At 68.5% G+C, this 16418-nt stretch carries 19 protein-coding genes; 9 read left to right on the forward strand and 10 right to left on the reverse strand.

From position 1 onward, the window contains the following. The first annotated feature begins 62 nt into the window (after nucleotides 1-62). The 7 genes from CEX88_RS13630 to CEX88_RS13660 all read left to right on the forward strand — a co-directional run bounded on the left by CEX88_RS13630 (nucleotide 63) and on the right by CEX88_RS13660 (nucleotide 6250). Nucleotides 63-1226: a sulfotransferase family protein gene (locus CEX88_RS13630; protein WP_094293974.1), complete on the forward strand. Its 1164-nt coding sequence runs from the start codon at nucleotides 63-65 to the stop codon at nucleotides 1224-1226. 96 nt (nucleotides 1227-1322) lie between these two features. Next, nucleotides 1323-2324, forward strand: coding sequence for an AAA family ATPase (locus CEX88_RS13635; RefSeq protein WP_094293892.1), 1002 nt, complete (start codon nucleotides 1323-1325; stop codon nucleotides 2322-2324). Nucleotides 2325-2331: 7 nt separating this feature from the next. Then, complete coding sequence (locus CEX88_RS13640) at nucleotides 2332-3201, forward strand: DUF58 domain-containing protein (RefSeq protein ID WP_094293893.1); 870 nt, start codon at nucleotides 2332-2334, stop codon at nucleotides 3199-3201. Next, nucleotides 3191-3664 carry a hypothetical protein gene (locus CEX88_RS13645; protein ID WP_094293894.1) on the forward strand — a complete coding sequence of 158 codons (474 nt, stop codon included), beginning with the start codon at nucleotides 3191-3193 and terminating at the stop codon, nucleotides 3662-3664. The genes CEX88_RS13640 and CEX88_RS13645 overlap by 11 nt, the downstream gene beginning before the upstream one ends. Beyond that, nucleotides 3655-4647, forward strand: a complete 993-nt coding sequence (locus CEX88_RS13650) for a hypothetical protein (protein ID WP_094293895.1) — start codon at nucleotides 3655-3657, stop codon at nucleotides 4645-4647. Before CEX88_RS13645 ends, CEX88_RS13650 begins: the two co-directional genes overlap by 10 nt. After that, complete coding sequence (locus CEX88_RS13655) at nucleotides 4644-5546, forward strand: vWA domain-containing protein (RefSeq protein ID WP_066842155.1); 903 nt, start codon at nucleotides 4644-4646, stop codon at nucleotides 5544-5546. The genes CEX88_RS13650 and CEX88_RS13655 overlap by 4 nt, the downstream gene beginning before the upstream one ends. Further along, a complete protein-coding gene (locus CEX88_RS13660) occupies nucleotides 5546-6250 on the forward strand; it encodes a hypothetical protein (RefSeq protein WP_066842157.1) in 705 nt (234 codons plus the stop codon). Before CEX88_RS13655 ends, CEX88_RS13660 begins: the two co-directional genes overlap by 1 nt. On the opposite strand, the gene CEX88_RS13665 is transcribed toward CEX88_RS13660, so the two are convergent. After that, nucleotides 6247-6591 (reverse strand): ester cyclase, encoded by a 345-nt coding sequence (locus tag CEX88_RS13665; RefSeq protein ID WP_066842159.1) that lies wholly within the window; start codon nucleotides 6589-6591, stop codon nucleotides 6247-6249. The genes CEX88_RS13660 and CEX88_RS13665 overlap by 4 nt on opposite strands. Before the next feature lie 170 nt (nucleotides 6592-6761). After that, nucleotides 6762-7091 (reverse strand): DUF4229 domain-containing protein, encoded by a 330-nt coding sequence (locus CEX88_RS13670; RefSeq protein WP_066842161.1) that lies wholly within the window; start codon nucleotides 7089-7091, stop codon nucleotides 6762-6764. 52 nt (nucleotides 7092-7143) lie between these two features. Here CEX88_RS13670 and CEX88_RS26065 point away from each other — a divergent pair, with 52 nt between their 5' ends. Next, the gene (locus CEX88_RS26065) at nucleotides 7144-7305 is read left to right on the forward strand and encodes a hypothetical protein (protein WP_094287833.1); all 162 of its coding nucleotides are present in this window, start codon (nucleotides 7144-7146) and stop codon (nucleotides 7303-7305) included. Between the two features lie 9 nt (nucleotides 7306-7314). On the opposite strand, the gene CEX88_RS13680 is transcribed toward CEX88_RS26065, so the two are convergent. From CEX88_RS13680 to hemL, 7 genes are all read right to left on the reverse strand, one after another. Next, nucleotides 7315-8409 (reverse strand): MinD/ParA family ATP-binding protein, encoded by a 1095-nt coding sequence (locus CEX88_RS13680; protein ID WP_369829773.1) that lies wholly within the window; start codon nucleotides 8407-8409, stop codon nucleotides 7315-7317. Between the two features lie 106 nt (nucleotides 8410-8515). Further along, complete coding sequence (ccsB, locus tag CEX88_RS13685) at nucleotides 8516-9535, reverse strand: c-type cytochrome biogenesis protein CcsB (protein ID WP_066842162.1); 1020 nt, start codon at nucleotides 9533-9535, stop codon at nucleotides 8516-8518. Next, nucleotides 9532-11106, reverse strand: coding sequence for a cytochrome c biogenesis protein ResB (gene resB / locus CEX88_RS13690; protein WP_066842163.1), 1575 nt, complete (start codon nucleotides 11104-11106; stop codon nucleotides 9532-9534). Before resB ends, ccsB begins: the two co-directional genes overlap by 4 nt. Next, a complete protein-coding gene (locus CEX88_RS13695; RefSeq protein WP_066842164.1) occupies nucleotides 11103-11954 on the reverse strand; it encodes a cytochrome c biogenesis CcdA family protein in 852 nt (283 codons plus the stop codon). Before CEX88_RS13695 ends, resB begins: the two co-directional genes overlap by 4 nt. Next, on the reverse strand, nucleotides 11951-12553 hold the full coding sequence (locus CEX88_RS13700; protein ID WP_094293976.1) for a TlpA disulfide reductase family protein: 603 nt from the start codon (nucleotides 12551-12553) through the stop codon (nucleotides 11951-11953). The genes CEX88_RS13695 and CEX88_RS13700 overlap by 4 nt, the downstream gene beginning before the upstream one ends. 44 nt (nucleotides 12554-12597) lie before the next feature. Next, nucleotides 12598-13233 carry a histidine phosphatase family protein gene (locus CEX88_RS13705; RefSeq protein ID WP_094293896.1) on the reverse strand — a complete coding sequence of 212 codons (636 nt, stop codon included), beginning with the start codon at nucleotides 13231-13233 and terminating at the stop codon, nucleotides 12598-12600. Then, on the reverse strand, nucleotides 13230-14546 hold the full coding sequence (hemL, locus tag CEX88_RS13710; RefSeq protein ID WP_094293977.1) for a glutamate-1-semialdehyde 2,1-aminomutase: 1317 nt from the start codon (nucleotides 14544-14546) through the stop codon (nucleotides 13230-13232). The genes CEX88_RS13705 and hemL overlap by 4 nt, the downstream gene beginning before the upstream one ends. A 95-nt stretch (nucleotides 14547-14641) precedes the next feature. Between hemL and CEX88_RS13715 the strand changes: the two genes are divergently transcribed. Further along, complete coding sequence (locus CEX88_RS13715; RefSeq protein WP_066842172.1) at nucleotides 14642-15022, forward strand: nitroreductase family deazaflavin-dependent oxidoreductase; 381 nt, start codon at nucleotides 14642-14644, stop codon at nucleotides 15020-15022. Here the strand turns inward: CEX88_RS13715 and CEX88_RS13720 are convergent. After that, the gene (locus CEX88_RS13720) at nucleotides 15019-16377 is read right to left on the reverse strand and encodes a cytochrome P450 (protein ID WP_066842267.1); all 1359 of its coding nucleotides are present in this window, start codon (nucleotides 16375-16377) and stop codon (nucleotides 15019-15021) included. The genes CEX88_RS13715 and CEX88_RS13720 overlap by 4 nt on opposite strands. Nucleotides 16378-16418: the final 41 nt, after the last annotated feature.

Raw genomic sequence — 16418 nt, forward strand, 5'->3', positions numbered from 1 at the left:
CCGTCGTCCTCGACGACCTCGCCGAGCCGCGCTTCCCCGTGGAGATCCAGCCGATTCGCGACATGATGGCGGCGATGGCGCCCGAGTGTCCGCTCGACGCCGACGCCCTGCACGCCAAGGCCAGCGCGGAGACCGGGCTCGACGACTTCGGCCCCGACGATTACCGCGACCGCCTCGACGTGTATCTGGCTGCGTTGCAGGAGATTCCGGGACTGAGCGACGCCGGAGTGGTGAACTTCCACGCCCAGCTGGTCCAGTTGCTGAAGAACCGCCTGCTGCTCACCGACCTACTGGCCAGGCATCCCGAGATCCACGACATCGAACTGGCGCCGCCGGTCGTCATCGCCGGGCTGCCACGCACCGGCACCACCCACCTGCACAACCTGCTGGCCGCGGGTCCGACCTTTCGCACCCTTCCGTACTGGGAGAGCAACGAACCGTTCCCGCTGCCATCAGAGGCCGGCGTCGAACCGGATCCCCGGCGCACCCGGATGGATGCGGCGGTGGAGTTCATGAACGCGGTGATGCCGCACTTCGCGCTCATGCACGAGATGACGACCGACCACGTGCACGAGGAGATCCAGCTGCTGGCCAACGACGTCAGCTCGATGCTTTTCGAGACGCTGGCGCATGTGCCGCGGTGGCGCGACTACTACCTCTCACACGACCAGACGCCCCACTACGAGCACCTGGCGCTGCAGTTGAAGGCGCTGCAGTTCCTGCGCGGGGGCAGACGGTGGCTGCTCAAATCCCCGCAGCACCTCGAGCAGTTGCCCGTGCTCAACCGGGTCTTTCCCGGTGTGGTGGTGATCACGACCCACCGCGATCCGGTCCCCGTGGTGCTGTCGATGCTCGCGATGTTGACCTACTCCGCGCGCATGCACTGCGCACCGGTTCCGGTCCAGGACATCGCCGCATGCTGGATCGACCGTCTCGAGCTCATGCTGGCCGCATTGATCCGCGATCGCGACGTCATCGGGGGCGAACGCTCGATCGATGTCAGGTTCGACGACTTCATGGCCGACGAAATGGGCACCGCCGCAGCGATTTACGTACTTGCCGACGAGGTTATGAGCGCGGACGCCCGCGACGCCATGGCCGAGTATCTCGCGGGACACCAGCGGGGCCGGCTCGGGCGGGTGGCGACGTCGCCGGAGATGTTCGGACTCGACCCGAACGAATTGCATGCCCGCTTCGCCCCGTACGTCGAACGCTTTTTGGCCTAGCCCTCGCTCGGTCGTCGCGGCTGTTCGCCCGATCAGCGGTGTGTGAATACCCTGGCCCGGGTATCCGCATCCGGCAGCCGGAGACGAGAGGCATCCATGACCGCAGCACGAACTCAACTCGACCAGCGCGACCTCGCCGAAGCGCGACGCGTCGTCGCCGCGGTCTCTGACGCATTCTCGGCCAAGGTCGTCGGCCAGGAGAACCTGCGCGAGTCGTTGCTGATCGGCCTGCTCGCGGGCGGTCACATCCTCATCGAGAGCGTTCCGGGGCTGGCCAAGACGACGGCTGCGCGCGTGATCGCCGAAGCCATCGACGGCGGGTTCCGGCGCATCCAGTGCACGCCCGACTTGCTGCCCAGCGACATCATCGGCACCCAGATCTACGAGTCCGCGACCAACTCGTTCGTCACCCAACTCGGGCCGGTGCACACCAACATCGTGCTGCTCGACGAGATCAACCGGTCGAGCGCCAAGACGCAGAGCGCGATGCTCGAGGCAATGGAGGAGCGTCAGACCACGATCGCGGGCACCGAGTATGCGATTCCCGAGCCGTTCCTGGTGATCGCGACGCAGAACCCCGTCGACCAGGAGGGCACCTATCCGCTGTCGGAAGCCCAGACCGACCGGTTCATGCTCAAGGACGTCGTGCACTACCCCACCCCCGAGCAAGAGGTGGAGATGATGTCCCGGATGGATGCGGGGCTCTACGACAAAGAGCACCGCAGCAGGCCGGTCGCGGGCCTCGACGACATCCGCCGGCTGCGCGCGGTCGTGCGCCACGTCCACATGGACCGCGCGCTGATGCACTACGCCAGCCAACTGGTCACCGTCACCCGTGAACCCGAGCAGTATCTGCCGCGCCAACTGGCCCGGTTGATCGAGTACGGCGCCAGCCCTCGCGCCACCATCGCCTTCTGCAACGCCGCCAGGGCGCTGGCCCTGCTGTCCGGCCGCGGGCATGTCATCCCCGGCGACGTCGCCAAGCTCGCCCACCGGGTGCTGCGGCACCGGCTCATCCTCGGTTTCGAGGCTGCCAGCGCGAAGGTCACCCCCGAAATGATCATCGACGCTGTGCTGCAAGCGGTTCGAGTGCCGTAGGGCCGGTATGGGCAGACACCTCACCACGGCGAGGACACACTTCGGCACCGACACCCGCGGCATGCTCGAAGGCGGTCGCTACGCGCTGTTGCACACCCGCAGCCTGGAATTCGACGATCTGCGGCCCTACGTACCCGGCGACGACGTCCGCGACATCGACTGGAAGGCCTCGGCGCGTTCGGGTCATGTGCTGATCAAGCGGTTCGTCTCCGAGAAGCACCACAAACTGCTGCTCGTCGCGGACGCCGGTCGCAACATGGCGGCCCTCACCCCGAGCGGCGAGTTGAAACGCGATGTGGCCGTGAACGTCCTGGGTGCATTCGGGCTCATCACGCTCGGGCGGTCCGACCAGATCGGCATGGTGTTCGGCGATACCCGCGGTTGCGTCAACATCCGGCAGCGCCGCGGCGAAACCCACATCGAAAGCCTGCTGCACAGGTACTACGGTCACGCGTCGCTCGGGACCGGTCGCAGTGACATCGTCTGCCAACTCGATTACGTGGCAACGCATTACCGCCACCCGATGCTGGTCGTAGTGGTCTCCGACGAGCCGGAGGTCGACGACCGGCTGACCGAAGCCGTCACCCGGCTGACCGCCCGCCACGACGTGTTGTGGGTGACGGTCTCCGACATGCCCGCCATCGGCGCCAAGGACGACCGGGCCGGATTCGACGTGTCGACCGGCCGGTTCGTGCTCGACACCGCCACGCTGGGTCCGCGGGTGGTCGCGGCGTACCGCAAGGCCGAGCAGGCGCGGGCGCAGCGACTCGACGAGTTCATGACCGCCCGGGCCGTCCCGCATACCAGGATCAGCGGCAGCGGTGAGATCCGCACCCGGCTCGTCGCGCTGACCGAGGTGTTCGCCCGTGCCGGATGACTTGTTGCGGTTCGTCGGTGGGCCGATGCCGTACTCGTCGGGGTGGCTGTGGCTCGGGCTGCTGATCGTGCTATTGGTAATCGCCTGGTACATCTGTGTTTTCGTATGGACACTGCCGGCGGAGCAGCTCCGGCGTCTTCCCGTGGTGCGTTCCCTGCATGCCCGGCTGCTGCGCCGCCGCTTCGCGCGCTGCGTGCAGCGCATTGCGGCCAGGCACCGCGACGGCGAGCTCACCGATGCCGAGGCAGGCGCCGCGATCAGCCGTACTCTGCGCAGTTTCCTGCACCAGGTGACCGGAACGCGGGCCCAGTACATGCAGCTCGACGACATCGCATCCGGTGAGCTGGCGCCCGCCGCGTCGACGCTCGCCGCACTCGACGACGCGCAGTTCAACACGGCCTCACCGGTTCGGGTCGGCGAGGTCGGCGCGACGACCGAGGAGTTGATCCGCTCGTGGCCCTGACCTGGTGGCCGATCGCAGTCATTGGATTCGCCTGTCTGGCAGGCGCTGTCGCGATCGCAGTCTTCGTGCCGACCAAGCAGTTGCAGCGACAGTTGCGGCCGTTGGCGAACACCGCCCGTCTCACCCGTCTGCCGGAATACGCGCGGGTGGCGCGGGCGCGAACGGTGTCGATGGTCGTCACGATCGCGCTGCTGGGCTTGTTGTTCGGCGCAGCCGTGGTGGCCAGCGCCCGACCCAGCGGGTTGTGGTGGTCACTCCAGACGTCCGAGGTGCCCGAGGACGTCATGTTGTGTGTCGCCGAACCGGTCTACGATCCCAGCACCGGCGCGTTCCTGTCCTATTTCGCGCAGCGCACTGGAGCGTTCGGCACGCAGCGGATCGGGTTGACCTCCGTCAACCGCCGGGTGATCCCGCTGACCCGCGATTACCAGTTCGCGGTCGAAAGGCTCGGGGAGGCAGCCGGTCTCGCCGGCCTGCCCGACGATTCGGCGCTCACGCCCGCCCAGCGCAACAGCCTCGCGTCGTTCGCCACGCCCGTGACATACGTGGACTACGCGACGAGCGTCGCCGACGTCCTCGCGCTGTGCGCCGCGGGCTTCCCCTCCCACGAGCCCCCCGGTGAGCGCCGCCGTTCGATCATCTACCTGGGGCCCGGCGAACTACGCGCCCCTGACGAGACCCGCCCGTCGCTCTGCACCGACCAGCAGGTCGCCGAGTTGGTGCAGGAGCGCGGAATCCAGGTCAACGCGCTGGTGTCGTCACCGGGTCCGGTGCGATCCGTCGTATCGGCCACGAGCGGGCGATACGCACCGATCGGACCCGACCTGACGGGTCAACTGGACGGGATCCGCGCGCATCCGCCCGAGGCCGACCGGGCCGCCACCCTCGCAGGATTCCGCGGTGACACCCCGACCGTCCCGTTGGCGATCGCGGTCGCGGTGTCGGCGCTGCTGTGCCTGTCGCTGGCGGTGCTACGACGATGACGTTCTCCCCTGTCGTACCGCCGGTACTGCTGATCGCGGTCGCTGTCGCCGCGATCGTGCTGCGGCTGACCACCATGCGCCAGCTGGCGCGCAGCGCCGGCCAACGATGGACCACCGTGTGGCGGTGGTCGGCGCTGACGCTCGCCGTGGTGCTGATGCTGATCGCCGCGGCCAGACCGGCTGTCGGCGGTGACGCCGAGCAATCGGTCACGACCGGCTCGGACGGCGACACGACGGCCAACGTGTTCCTGATCGTCGACACCTCCGCCGAATCGGCGATCGCCGAGATCCGCGACGACGTCGCCGCGCTCATCGCCCACTACCCGCAAGCACGGTTTGCACTCATCACGTTCGCCGCGCGTTCCTCGGTGGAATGGCCGCTGTCCGAAGACAACTGGAGCCTCAAGCCGGTGGTCGCGGCGGTGGCCCCCGACACCGCCGGGGCCGAGGTGAACGCGGCCGCGGCCGCGAATGTCCTGCGTTACCAGTTGATCGCGGCGGGCCAACGCAGCCCGGACGCACCGAACCTGGTGTTCTACTTCGGGTCCGGGGCGCCCGGGTCGCAGGCCCCGCAGGGCGAGTTCGATCCGGTGCCCGGGTCGGTGGACGGCGGTGCGGTGTTCGGTTACGGGGCGACCCGCGACACGTCGCGTCTGCGGGCCATCGCGGATCAACTCGGCGTGCCGTTCGTGGCACGGGACACCGCGCAGGCGGTCACCGAGGCTGCGCCCGATGTCGACGGTGTGTCGGCGGCGCAGGCCGGCGCCACCGCCTCCGATCGAACCGATTTGTACTGGTTCTTCACCATGGTGGCAGCGGTGCTGTTGCTGTTCGAGATCTACCTCACGCTGCGCGAGTTCCGCACCAGTCGCGCGGCTCGGCGGGACGAGGTGGTCTGATGCGTCCTTCCCGGTTGCGGCTGCGCTGCCGGTTGCTGCTGTTCTCGGCCCCCGTCGTGATCGTGGCGCTGGCGATCGCGCTCAAGCTCATCTCCGCTGTGGTGGCGGGTGAGTCCGCGGTGTCGAACTTCGCCGACCGCGACGCCGATGCACTGCGCGGCGACGTCGCGGTGATGGGTCTGCTCAACATCGTCGAACCCGCGAAGGCGCCGTTCGCGGCGGGGACTCTCGCGGTCCTCGACGACCGCCTCGCCGACGCCGACAATCACTTCTCCGAAGCGCTGAGCCGCACCGCGCCGGATCGGTCATGTCCCGTACTGGTCAACCTGGAACTCGTGCGCGAACGCCAGGGCGACATCGACGCGTGGGAGAACCGGCCCGACGCGGCGCGCGACCGGTACCTCAGCGCGCTGGACCTCGTCGAGAACGCACCCGACGGCTGCTTCGAAGGCAACACCGACCCCGATCCCGAGCGGCGCGCCGTACGCAACGACGCCGCACCGCGGCTGCAGGCCAAGCTGGCCGGTCTGACCGCTGCGCCTCCGCCTCCGCCGGCGCTGGCGCCGCCCCCACCACCGGCGGCGCCGGCCCCCGCCCCGGTGGCACCCGACGCCGACACACCCCGGGACGCGTTGCGGCTGGATCCCGGTTCCGGGGATCCACTGGACAAGCTGCAGCAGGTGCTGCAGGACGCTGCGGGTTAGCCGGTGCTGGTTCCGGTCCAGTACTCCGCGAAGCGGCCGTCTTCGATGCGCAGGATGTCGTTACCGGTGAACCGCTTCGGTCCGTCCTGGGCCGCGCCGGTGCCGATCCACCTGGCCGCCAGCATGTCGCCGTCGACGAACGGCTCGACTTCGATCACGAACTTCAGGTCGCTGAGCATCTGATGGGTCTCCCCGACGACCGCCTGCAGATCGGCAGGCCCTCGGACCTCCCGGCCCGGCCAATGTCCTACGAATCCTTCGGTGACCAGCTCAGCCGCAACGGGATTTCCCGCCCACAATTCGTCTATCCATCGTGTGTATAGCTCTTTAGGCGAAATCATGTTGGTGTCTTACCCGGCCTGGGGCGAGAAACGCAATCTACCGACGAGTACGACATGGGCAAATGGGCGGCAATTGGGGGAACGTCACATCAGCCCAGCGTGTCGAGCAATCGATCGAGGTCGTTCTCGTCGTCGTAGAGGTGGATCCGACGCGGTCGGCCCCGAACGCCTCACGCACCGCGGTGGCGATCATCCTCGGGACTGGGGTCTTCGCCCCGCAGCCTGGCCTGGAGTTGCTCCCGGTCGCGGCGCCTGCGTTCGTCGAAGGCGGCGATGCTCTCGGTGGCGCGGCGACGAAGGGGGGCGAACAGCCAGATGCCCAGCGGCAGTGCGATCACCAAGGCGAAGAGCAACGCGACGATGAGCGGGAATTCGCGCAGTCCGAGCAGATGTCCGGCGCCGAGAATCGCTGCCGCGACCGCCGCGACGAGCAGAAGCCGTGCCAGCACATAGGCCAGCACGTCCACCACGAGGCGAGTTCCCTGGCGACCGTCGGACACGAACCGAGCCTACCGATGGCGCGTATATTCGAACCAAGGAGGTTTTGTTCTCGTGGCGTATCTGCTCCTGATTCTCGTGGTGTGCACGCTGGCGTATGTCGGCTGGCGGCTGACCCGAGTGTCTTCGAGCCGTCCGCGCACCCGGGTGATCGGGCCGGACGACGATCCTGAATTCCTGCGTCGGCTCGGCCAGGAGGACAACCCGAGACCGTGACCGCGCGGTCTAGCGTCGGGCGCCGCGGAATCCGGCCGCGACTTCGGCGGCGAGCTCCAGCAACGCGGCCCTTGTTTCCGGCTTGAGCCGGTCGAGGCTGATCTCGGCGCCTTCCTCGAGGTGCGGATCGAACGGCACCTCGACCACGGCCCGGCACCGTCGGCTGAAGTGGTCGACGACCTTGTTCATGTCGACCTTGCCTGAGCGTGGGCGCACCGCGTTGATCACCGCGATCGAGTTGCGCACCATGTCCTGATGCCCGTGGGCGTCCAGCCAGTCCAGCGTCGCCGACGCGCTGCGGGCCCCGTCGACCGAACCGGAACTGATCACCACCAGCGTGTCGGCCTTGGCCAGCACCGCCGCCATGGCCGAGTGCATCAGCCCCGTGCCGCAGTCGGTGAGCACCAGGCTGTAGAAGCGCTCAAGCACCTCGAGGGTGCGGCTGTAGTCGTCGGAGCTGAACGCCTCCGACACCGCGGGGTCGCTTTCGGAGGCGAGCACCTCCAGCCGGCTCGGGCCCTGTGAGGTGTAGGCGCGCACGTCGCTGTAGGAATTGATGCCCTGTGCGTCGCGCAGGAGGTGCCGCACCGTGGCCGGGCTCTCCAGCGGCACCTTCTCGCCCAGGGTGCCGCGGTCGGGGTTCGCGTCGACGGCGATGACGCGGTCGCCGCGAAGCGACGCCAGAGTCGCGCCCAGCGTCGCGGTGATCGTCGTCTTGCCGACCCCGCCCTTCAGCGACAGCACCGCGATGCGGTGGCACCCGCGCAACGGGCGCTGAATCTCGGCGGTGAGGGCCTGTCGGCGTCGCGCCTTCGGCCCGTCACCGAGGTTGATCAACCGAAATGATGCGTAATACACCCACCTGCGCCAGCCCTCGGCAGGCGCGCGTTTGGGTTGTCCGAGCAGCGCGACCGTCGAGAGGTCGAGGTACGGCGTCGGGTCGGTCTCGACGGCATTCGGAGGTGGGGAGACGACCGGAATGCCGTGCGGCGGCGTGGTTGCGGTTTCGGGCGGCGGATCGGCCGCGGGATCGCTGAACCGGCTCTGTGCGCGGAATCCCCCTGGCGCATAGGCGTTTTCAGGCACTATGGCGGGAGAAGCCACGTCCTTGCCGACACCATCCTGGGCGTGGTGCACCGGTTGTTCAGACACGTCGACGACCCCCCAAGGCTAAGCAAGATTTCGTCGCCGATCTTAGCCAAGTACCGACTCAGCCGACGCCGGCGTAGGAGTGCAGGCCGACGGTGACCAGGTTGATGAAAAAGAGGTTGAACACCATCGCGACGAAGCCGGCGACGTTGATCCACGCGGCCTTCTTGTCGCGCCACCCAGCCGTGGAGCGGGCGTGCAGGTACGCGGCGTAGATGACCCACGCGATGAACGACACGGTCTCCTTGGGGTCCCAGCCCCAGTAACGGCCCCATGCCTCTTCGGCCCAGATCGCGCCGAAGATGACGCCGAACCCGAACACCGGGAACGCGAAGATCGTGGTGCGGTAGGCGATCCGGTCCAAGGTCTGCGCGTCGGGGAGCCTGTCCAGCGCGCGGGTGAGAATGCCGTCGCCCGAGCGGCGCTCGGGGTCGGCGAACCGAGACATCTTCAGCAAGAACAGGATGCTGGCCACGCCCGCGACCAGGAACACTCCCGACCCGAGGCTGACCACCGAAACATGGATGGGCAGCCAGTACGACTGCAACGCGGGCATCACCGGCGCGGCGTTGGTGTACAGCCAGCGGCCCGAGACGGTCAGCAGGATCAGCACCGGAAGGAGCACGAACACCCACAGCGTCCGGTACTGGCGGCGACGCAGCACCACCGCGGCGGCGACCAGCCCGCAGAAGCAGGTCAGGTTGATGAACTCGTACATGTTGCCCCACGGCACCCGCGAGGTGGCCGCACCGCGCAGCACGATGCAGGCAAGCAGCAGGCCGATGCCGAGGTAGGTCAGCGCGAGACCCGCACCGCCGATCCGTTCGTCGAGCGGGCGGCGGCGGGTGTCGGTGACGACGCCCGGTGCGGTGCTGTCGGCGCCCACCCCACCGGCTGACGCGGCTCCCCGCCCCGATGTCGCCGCCGCTCCCACGAGCTCCCGGGCATCGGCCTTGCGGCTGCGGCTGTAGGCCAACTCGATCGCGAGCAGCAGCAGCGCACCGACCAGGACCAGCACCGATGAGGTGAACGCCCAGTCCGAGTAGCGGGCCAAACCGACGTCGATCTGCTCGGGGTTCATGTGACCTTCTCTCCTGCGGCGTGCGCCGGCCTCGCGTCGGGAAGGAGGCGCTGCGTCAACCGCTCGAACTCCTCGCCCCACCCGGAGTTGTCGGTGCGCGCCAGCCCGCCCAGCTCGACGGTTACGGTACCCGGCCCGGCGGGGCTGATCCGAATCCAGATCCTGCGCCGGCGCACCACCAGCGACACCAACAGCCCCGCCATCATGGTCATCGCGAACACCAGCACCCATACCTGCGCCGGATCGTGAGAGACCTGGACGTTGATGAACGGGACGGCGCCGTCGAAGCGCACCACGGTGCCGTCGTCGAGCCGCGTCGATTCGCCCGCGCCGAGGTTGACCCGCGCCTTCTTGGTCAACCGGCCCTGCTCGATCAGGCGGGCGTCGAGGGTGAACAGCGACTGCGGGCGTCCGCTGTCCAGGCCGGTGTCGCCGCGGTAGACGTCGATCGCGACGGCGGGGTCGTTGAGCGCCGGGAAGCTCGAGGACAGCAGCGTGCCGTGCAGCTGTTCGGTGGGGGCGAACAGGCCCTGGATCGCGAGCTGGTTCTTGCGACGTTCGTCGGCGTCCGGATAGGTGCCCGCGGGCGGGTCGAACCGCATGGCGCCCGACGACAGGAAGGTGATCTGGTCGTCGGGGCGCCACTGCAGTGTCTGCGTGCGCGTCTGCCCGTCGGGGTAGGTCACGGTGAAGGTGGGGGCGTAACCGTGGCCCTGCAGGTAGACCCGGTCACCGCCGACCCGCAGCGGGTGGTTGACCTTCAGGTGGTAGGGCCGCCAGGTGCCCGACTCCAGGTCGGTGCCCGCCTGGTACTCGATGTCGGCGGCGAACGACGTGGCCTGTCCCGTCGGCAGATAGTCGGCGTCGAAGTCGTTGACCCGCAGACAGATCGGGTACAACGAGGTGCCGTCGACGGTGTTTCCGGCGCGGAACGAGTCGAACGCCGCCGGTGAGGCCGAGCAGAACCCCGGGCCGCCGTCGGCGATGACGATGACGTTGCCCTCGTAGCCGAACAGCTTCCCCGCCGCCACCGCCACGAGAAGGCCGAGCAGCGAGAAGTGAAACACGATGTTGCCGAACTCGCGCAGATAGCCCTTCTCCGCGGAGATTTCGACGGTTCCGTCGTCTTCACGGGGGACCTTGCGCCATCCGCGCAGCCGCTCGTTCACCCTGGCCGCCAGGTCATCCGCCTCACCGGACACCTCGGCGGTGTGGTGTTTGGGCAGCCGCCCCAGGTTGCGCGGAGCGGGAACGGGGTTGGCCCGCATACTGCGGAAGTGTTCGATCAGCCGTGGGGTGAGGCAACCCACCAGCGAGATGAACAGCAGCACATAGATTGCGGTGAACCAGAAGCTGGAGAACACGTCGAACGCCTGCAGCCGGTCGAGCCACGGCCCGATGGTCGGGTGCTCGGCGATGTACTGGTCGACCTTGGACTCGTTGAGGCTGCGCTGCGGCAGCAGGGCGCCCGGGATCGCGGCGAGGGCCAGTAGGAACAGCAACACCAGCGCGGTGCCCATCGACGTCAGGGTCCGCCAGGTGTTACGTACCAGCGCAAACACTTTCGTCATATCGGTAGCGTCACATCACTGACGAAGGCGTCCCGCACCCAGGACACGAAGTCTCCCCACAGCCCCGTCACCAGCGCGACGCCGACCAGGATCAGCAGCACACCGCCGAAGATCTGGATCGTGCGGGTGTTTCTGCGCAACCACGCCAGACCCTGCACTGCCCGCGCCGAGCCGAACGCCAACAGCACGAACGGGATTCCCAGGCCGAGGCAGTAGGCGATGACGAGCGCGACGCCGCGGGCGACGTTGGCGCCGTCGGTGGCCGAGGCGACCGCGATCACGCCGGTCAGGGTAGGGCCGAGGCACGGTGTCCAGCCCAGGGCGAAGACCGCGCCGAGCAACGGGGCGCCACCCAGCGTGGAGATCTGCCGCGGCGTGAAGCGGGCCTCCCGCTGTAACGCGGGGATGAATCCGACGAAGGCCAGCCCCATCACGATCGTGACCACACCGCCGATACGTTGCAGGAGAAGCTGGTTGGTGATCAAGGACGTCGTCATCCCGAGCACGGCAACCGTGCCGAGTACGAACACCACCGTGAAACCGGCGACGAACAATGCGGCCGCGCCGGCGACCCGCAGCCGGGTGGTTCTCGCCGAAACCGACGTTTTGGCGGGTTCTTCCCCCGTATTTCCGCCAGAACGTCGGTCCCGGCGAACCAATACGGGGGTTTGCCCGGGGGCAGCAGCGTCCTCGACGTCGACAACCGCGGCCAGGTACGAGAGGTAACCGGGCACCAGCGGCACCACGCACGGCGACGCGAACGACACCAGCCCGGCGAGCGCGCTGACCAGGAGAGCCAACAGAACCGGACCACCGGCGATCAGCTGGTCCACCTGGTCGAGACTCATGTGCCGGCCTTCTCAGGCTCGGCGGTCCCGTCCTTCTCGCGCGCAAGGCGTTCCACCACCGGCTGGAGGTCTTCGGCCAGCAGCTCACGCAGGAAGACCGCGGCGACGCGGTGCTCGCGATCCAGGACGACCGTCGAGGGGATCACCGTCGTGGGATAGCGGCCCCCGAACGCGATCATGGTCCGCATCGGCGGGTCATAGATCGACGGGAACGTGATATCGCGGTCGACGATGAAGTCGCGCGCCGCGATTCGGTTGTTGTCCCGGACATCGATGCCGAGGAATTGCACGCCCAGGTCCTTGGTGGCGTCGTAAACCTGTTGCAGCTCGGTGATCTCGGTTCGGCACGGACCACACCACTGGCCCCACACGTTGAGCACCACCACCTTGCCCGCGAAATCGTCGAGGGAGATGGTCTTGTCGGGGTCCATCAGATCGGGACCGCGAAGCGGGCCGGGGCGGCCGCGATCCTGCGGGGGGTCGTAGAAGATGTCGGTCTGGCCGCCGGGGGCGACGAACTCGAAGGTGCCGCCCTGCGCGACGGCGTCGTCACCGGTGGAGCAGCCCGCCAGCGCGACACATCCCGCGCAGGCTGCGATGACCGCCTGCGCGAAGAGCCGACGGCTGAGCACCACCCACCGACTCACTGCCCGGCCAACTCCGCGTAACCCCAGCCGACGTAGGTGTCCCCGTGGAAGTAGAACGACGTCACCGACGCCAGGTTGCAAAGCCGCCGGGTCGGGAAGTGGTGCAGCGGTTGACCGGTCATCGACCGGCGCAGCGTTTCCACAGGCAGTTGATGGCTGACGCACACCGCCTCGTGGCCGGCCGCCTTGGCCCGGGCACGATGCACGGCAGCGGTCATCCGCTCGGCGATCTCGTGGTACGGCTCCCCCCACGACGGGATGCGCGGGTTGCGCAGGTGCCACCAGTTGCGCGGGTCGCGCAGCGCGCCGTCGCCCGGCGATACCCGTTGTCCCTGGAAGATGTTCAGCGATTCGATGAGCTCGTCATCGGTGTCGACGGACAGTCCCAGACCCGCCGCGATCGGGGCCGCGGTCTCCTGCGCCCGCTCCAGCGGTGAGGCGACCACGTACACGACGTCGCGCATCGCGAGCCAGTCCGCCACGGCCTGGGCCTGCGCTCGACCCCTCTCGGAGAGGTGGTAGTCGGGAAGTCGACCGTAGAGGATCTTGTCGGGGTTGTGCACTTCACCGTGGCGCATGACGTGCACCACTGTCTTCACGGCCTCGGCGGCCCCGGACGGCTTGTCGGTCATGCCGGTTTGACCGCCTCGGCGGCGGCGCGCGCCGCGCCGGGCAGCGCGGCGGCGATTCGGTCGAATGCCTCGTCATCCAAAGCCGTTGACACGAACCACGTCTCGAAAGCACTCGGCGGCGCATACACACCGGCGTCCAGCAGCGCATGGAAGAAGGCTGGGAACCGCCACGTCTCCGAGGCCCGCGCCGAGGCGAAGTCGGTGACGGGCTGGTCGGTGAAGAACACGCTGAACATGTTTCCGGCCCGCGAAACCGTATGCGCCACACCGGCTTCGGTCAACTCCTGCTCGAGCAGCGCCGTGAGGCGCTCAGCGTTGGCGTCGAGTGTGGCGTACACCGAGTCGTCGGCTGCGCGCAGTGTCGCCAGACCGGCCGCCATCGCGACGGGGTTCCCGGACAAGGTGCCGGCCTGATACACCGGCCCCAGCGGGGCCAGCCGCTCCATCACCTCGGCGCGGCCGCCGAACGCCGCCGCGGGCAGCCCGCCACTCATCACCTTGCCGAAGGTGAACAGGTCCGCGTCGACGGGATCGAGGCCGTACCAACCGGACCGGCTGACCCGGAAGCCGGTCATCACCTCGTCGACGATCAGCAGGGCGCCGTGGTCGGCCGTGATGCGGCGCAGCGCGGCGTTGAAACCGTCCTGCGGGGCCACCGTGCCCATGTTGCCCGGACTGGCTTCGGTGATCACGCAGGCGATCTCGTCGCCGAACCGAGCGAAGACCTCGTCGACGGCGGCCACGTTGTTGTAGGGCAGCACGATCGTGTCGGCTGCGGCGGCGCCCGTCACACCCGGCGAGGACGGCAGCCCAAGCGTGGCGACACCGGAGCCGGCGTCGGCGAGCAGCGCGTCGCTGTGGCCGTGGTAGCAGCCGGAGAACTTCACGATCTTGGCCCGACCGGTGTAGCCGCGCGCCAGCCGGATCGCACTCATCGTGGACTCGGTGCCGGAGTTCACCAGCCGCAGCCGCTCGACCGGCGCGACCCGGCCGATGATCTCGGCGGCCAATTCCGACTCCGAGGGGGTCGGCGCACCAAAGGACAGGCCGTCGGTCACGACCCGCTGCACCGCGGCGACCACGTCCGGATGCGCATGGCCGAGGATCATCGGGCCCCACGAGCAGACCAGGTCGACGTAGCGGTTGCCGTCGGCGTCGGTCAGCCAGTAACCGTTGGCCGAGGTGATGAACCGAGGGGTGCCGCCGACCGAGGTGAACGCCCGCACGGGTGAGTTCACCCCGCCCGGGATGACGGCCGACGCCTCGGCGAACAACCGCGCCGACACCTCGGTGGTGATCTGGTCAGCACGCATGGCCACCAGTGTCCCAGCCGGGTGCAAACCGTCAACTACAGGGTGTAGTGGGCGCGCGCTTGAGGCGCGGGCGGCTTCCGACTTGGATGGGGGCCATGCAGCTTCCGCAGTGGCTCGCCCGGTTCAACCGCCGGGTCACCAATCCGATCCAGCGGTTGTGGGCGGGGTGGGCTCCGTCGATGGGCATCCTCGAGCACACCGGGCGCAAATCGGGTAGGCCGTACCGGACCCCGCTGACGGTGTTCCCGACCGCTGACGGGGTGGCCGTTCTGCTCACCTACGGCCCGGACCGGGACTGGTTGAAGAACATCACCGCAGCGGGCGGTGGGCGGATGAGAAGGTATGGCCGGACGTTCGGCGTCCGTGACCCCCGGGTGGTGACGAAAGCCGAGGCGGCGCCGTCGGTCACCGGGTGGATGCGGCCCCTGTTCGGGCTGCTGCCGTTCGACCAGGCCGTCTTGCTGACGCGGGTTTAATCGCGCGGTGACAGGCGGGCCCGGATCGGGCCCTTGGCGATGCTGGTGAACGGCACGTCGCACTCGAATGTGCTGTCCAGCGATTCGATCCGGGCGGCCCGCACGATCGTGGCCAGCGCCAGTGTCGTCTCCAGCCGTGCGAAGTGTTCGCCGATGCACGGGCGCCCGCCGGCGAGGAACGGCAGGAACTGCCAGCGCTCGCGGTTCGCGGTGTTCTCGGGGCTGAACCGCTCGGGATCGAAGACCATCGGGTCGGGCCAGAGGGCTGGATCGTGATGCAGTCCGTAGAGCCCGAGCGCCACGAGGGTGCCTGCTTCGACGCGATAACCATCGACCGCGATGTCGCGGGTGGCCAGCCGGGCCACCCCGGCCGCCGGTGGGCACAGCCGGATCGCCTCGTGCAAGACCTGCACGGTGTACGTCAGCCGGGGCACGTCGTCGGGGGTCAGCTCCCGCTCGCCGATGGCTGCGGCCTCCGCGGCGACGCGGTCCTGGATGTCGGGATGACGCCCCAGCGCCCACAGCGAGAAGGTGAGCGCAGTCGAGGTCGTGTCGTGCCCGGCAAGCATGAAGATCAGCAGGTCGTTGGAGATGTCGTCGTCTGAGAGCGGCATCCCGGTCTCGGGATCCCTGGCCGCCATCAGCGCCCGCACGAGCGGGGCGTCGCGCGTCGGGTCGTCGCGACATGCGCGCACCATCTCGTCGGTGATCTCCCTCATCTCGGCGACCGCGCGGCGCGCCCGGCGCCGAGCAGGCGTGGGCAGCCAGCGCGGCGCCCGCACCGGCCGCAGTGCGCGGTCGGCGGTGTAGGAGGACGCGACGTGCATGCAGCGGGCGATCGTGTCGGCGCGCTCGTTGAGGTCGACACCCAGGACCGAATGTCCCAACGACTGCATCGCGACGCGGCGGCACTCGACGTCGAGGTCGAGCTCACCGCCATCGGGCCAGCGGTCGACGAATGCCTGGGCGGCCGCGGACATGTAGCCGCCGAAATTGCGGACGTTCTGCTTGGTGAACACCGGCTGCAGAGCCCGTTTGCGCGGCCGCCACAGCTCGTTGGGCAGCACGAACAGGCTGTCGCCTGCCATGTTGCGGACTTCGTCGTGGTAGATGCATCGCTCAGACGAGCCATCGGGGCGCCCGAGTATGTCGCGCATACCGGCGGGCGACATGACGGCGACGATCGGTTGATACAGCCACTTCGGCGCGACCTGTATGCGCGTGATCGGTCCGCCGGCGTCGCGGATGACGTCCTGGCCGGTGTCGAGCCTGCGGAGAAGTCGGACCAACCGCCAGATCGGCAGCGGGTTCTTCGGCACCAGCGGCAACGCCGAGACGTCGAGCGTGGTGGTCATGTGCAGATCATCGCCCAGGTCGCGGCGGCTCGGCACCGGTA

Origin of the sequence: Mycobacterium neumannii (assembly GCF_002245615.1) — a bacterium.
In the GTDB taxonomy this organism is placed as follows: Bacteria; Actinomycetota; Actinomycetes; order Mycobacteriales; family Mycobacteriaceae; genus Mycobacterium; species Mycobacterium neumannii_A.

Coding starts and splice junctions, on each gene's coding strand:
- CEX88_RS13635 (WP_094293892.1), top strand. CDS start 1,323: ATGACCGCAGCACGAACTCAACTCGACCAGCGCGACCTCGCCGAAGCG.
- CEX88_RS13695 (WP_066842164.1), bottom strand. CDS start 11,954: ATGAGTCTCGACCAGGTGGACCAGCTGATCGCCGGTGGTCCGGTTCTG.
- hemL (WP_094293977.1), bottom strand. CDS start 14,546: ATGCGTGCTGACCAGATCACCACCGAGGTGTCGGCGCGGTTGTTCGCC.
- CEX88_RS13630 (WP_094293974.1), top strand. CDS start 63: ATGATGGCGGCGATGGCGCCCGAGTGTCCGCTCGACGCCGACGCCCTG.
- ccsB (WP_066842162.1), bottom strand. CDS start 9,535: ATGAACCCCGAGCAGATCGACGTCGGTTTGGCCCGCTACTCGGACTGG.
- CEX88_RS13640 (WP_094293893.1), top strand. CDS start 2,332: ATGGGCAGACACCTCACCACGGCGAGGACACACTTCGGCACCGACACC.
- CEX88_RS13665 (WP_066842159.1), bottom strand. CDS start 6,591: ATGATTTCGCCTAAAGAGCTATACACACGATGGATAGACGAATTGTGG.
- CEX88_RS13655 (WP_066842155.1), top strand. CDS start 4,644: ATGACGTTCTCCCCTGTCGTACCGCCGGTACTGCTGATCGCGGTCGCT.
- CEX88_RS13660 (WP_066842157.1), top strand. CDS start 5,546: ATGCGTCCTTCCCGGTTGCGGCTGCGCTGCCGGTTGCTGCTGTTCTCG.
- resB (WP_066842163.1), bottom strand. CDS start 11,106: ATGACGAAAGTGTTTGCGCTGGTACGTAACACCTGGCGGACCCTGACG.
- CEX88_RS13715 (WP_066842172.1), top strand. CDS start 14,642: ATGCAGCTTCCGCAGTGGCTCGCCCGGTTCAACCGCCGGGTCACCAAT.
- CEX88_RS13705 (WP_094293896.1), bottom strand. CDS start 13,233: ATGACCGACAAGCCGTCCGGGGCCGCCGAGGCCGTGAAGACAGTGGTG.
- CEX88_RS13720 (WP_066842267.1), bottom strand. CDS start 16,377: ATGACCACCACGCTCGACGTCTCGGCGTTGCCGCTGGTGCCGAAGAAC.